Genomic DNA, 2,361 nt, shown 5'->3' on the forward strand with positions numbered 1-2,361 from the left:
CCGGCTGCGGCTCATGTTCGCGCTGGTCGGGCCGCTGATCCTGCTGGTGGTGGCGGCGTCGAGCATTTCCTTTGATGTGGAGGGGGTGGGCTTTACCGTCAGCGATCATGACCGGACCACGATCAGCCACCAGTTGATCGACAGTTTCCGTGGGTCCGCCTATTTCCATGAACTGCCCCCCGTAACTGATGCCGATACGCTGGATCGCACCATCCGCAATGGCCGCGCGCAGATGGCGCTGGATATTCCCGCAGGCTTCGCCCGGGACATGGAAGCCGGGCGCAGGCCCGAAATCGGGGTGATCATTGATGGCGCGGTGCCGTTCCTCGCCGCCAATGTCCGGGCCTATGTGACCGGGGTGCTGGCGGGGTACGCGGGCACGCTGGGGCGCGAGATGCCGCAGGCCGTGACGGTCCCGATCAATGTGGAGCCCCGTTTTTCCTATAACCAGGAATTCCGCAGCATCTACGCCATGACGCCGGGCGTGATCATGCTGGCGCTGATCCTGATCCCCAGCATGCTGACCGCCCTTGGCGTGGTGCGGGAGAAGGAGGTGGGCTCCATCATCAACCTCTACGCCTCGCCCGCGTCGGTGGGGCAGTATCTCATGGGCAAGCAGGCGCCATACGCGGCGCTGGCCACGATCAGCTACGCCATGCTGGTGGTGGTGGCGGTGGTGGGCATGGGGGTGCCGCTCAAGGGGTCGCTGCTGGCGCTCAGTATCGGCGGCGTGCTGTTCGTGCTGTCGGCCACCGGGCTGGGGATGCTGATCTCGACCTTTGTCGGCTCGCAGGTCGCGGCCATTTTCGGCACGTCCATCATCTGCCTGATCCCGGCGGTCAATTTCTCCGGCCTGCTCTATCCGGCCTCGACGCTGACGGGGCTGAGCCGCCTCGTGGGGCTGGGCTTTCCTGCCTCATGGTACCAGCTTGTCAGTCTGGGCTGTTTTACCAAGGGGCTGGGGCTGGGCAGTTTCTGGCGCATGTACCTCGCGCTGGCCGCCTTCGCCGCCGTTTACATGGTGGCCGCGCGCCTGCTGCTGAAAAAACAGGAAGCCTGAGCGCATGATGCGCTGGCTGGTCAATGTGGGTCTGCTCTGTGGCAAGGAACTGCGCAGCCTCGTGCATGACCGCGTGCTGCTGGGGCTGATCGTGTTCGCCTTCAGCGCGGGGGTGCTGCTGGTGGCCAATGGCGTGAAGGTGGAGGTCTCGAACGCCACCATCGCCTTCATGGATGAAGACAACACCACGCTGTCGCGCCGCATGCGCGACGCGGTCCTGCCGCCCTATTTCAAGCCCCCCGTCATGGTGGACCGCGCCGAGGCCCTGCGCGGCATGGACGAGGGGGATTACATATTCGTGGTCGATATTCCCCCCCGTTTCGAGGCCGACATACTGGCGGGCCGCGTGCCCGCCGTGCAGATCCGCGTGGACGCTACCGCCATGACGCAGGCGGGGCTGGGCACGGCCTATCTGAACGAGATCATGCTGGGCGCGGTTGGCGAGGTGCTGCACGCCCCCGACCTGGCGGCGCGGGCGCCTTCAGCGTGCAGAGCCGCATCCGCTTCAATCCCAACAGCGAATCGAAGTGGTTCACCTCGGTCATGCAGATCGTGACCAACATCACCATCCTCTCCATCGTGCTGGTGGGGGCGGCGGTGATCCGTGAGCGCGAGCATGGCACGCTGGAACACCTGCTGGTCATGCCGGTCACGGCCAGCGAGATCGCGATCGCCAAGATCGTGACCAACGGGCTGGTCATATTCGTGGGGGCCATGCTGTCGCTGTGGCTGGTGGTGCATGTGTGGCTGGGGGTGCCGCTGGCGGGCTCGCTCATGCTGTTCGCGGCGTGCGCGCTTCTGTACCTGTTTTCGGCCACGGCGCTGGGCATCATGCTGGCCACCGTCGCGCCCACCATGCCGCAGTTCGGGCTGCTGGTGGTGCCAGTCTACGCGGTGGCGTACCTGCTGTCGGGTGCGGCGACACCGGTGGAAAGCATGCCCGCGGCCATGCAGGTCGTGGTGCGCTTTCTGCCCACCACGCAGTTCGTCAACCTGTCACAGGCCATCCTGTACCGCGGCGCGGGGCTGGATGCGATCATGCTGCCGCTGCTGACCGTAAGCCTGACGGGTATCGTCTTTCTCGTATTCGCGCTCGCGCGGTTCAGATCCATGTTGGCAAGGCAGGAATGATGGGGAACGGATGGGCACGGATTGCGTGCATGGGGGGCATTGCGGTGGCCGTGGGGCTGATGGCGGGGTGTTCGCCCTTTCACACGCATGCCCCCGCGTCCCGCGTGGCGGTGCCGCGACAGTTCACGCAGGTGCCGGTCACGGACGCCCCCCGTACGGATCTGACGCGC

At 65.7% G+C, this 2,361-nt stretch carries 1 protein-coding gene and 1 pseudogene; both read left to right on the forward strand.

Features of this window, described 5'->3' with window-relative positions; genetic code table 11:
• The coding region (locus JCM25156_RS13910; protein ID WP_025813569.1) for an ABC transporter permease at positions 1-1,060 on the forward strand (1,060 nt) is incomplete at its 5' end.
• A gap of 4 nt (positions 1,061-1,064) precedes the next feature.
• Positions 1,065-2,191 (forward strand): annotated as a pseudogene (locus JCM25156_RS32400) (ABC transporter permease).
• The last annotated feature ends 170 nt before the right edge of the window (positions 2,192-2,361 follow it).

This window comes from Komagataeibacter kakiaceti JCM 25156, from assembly GCF_000613305.1.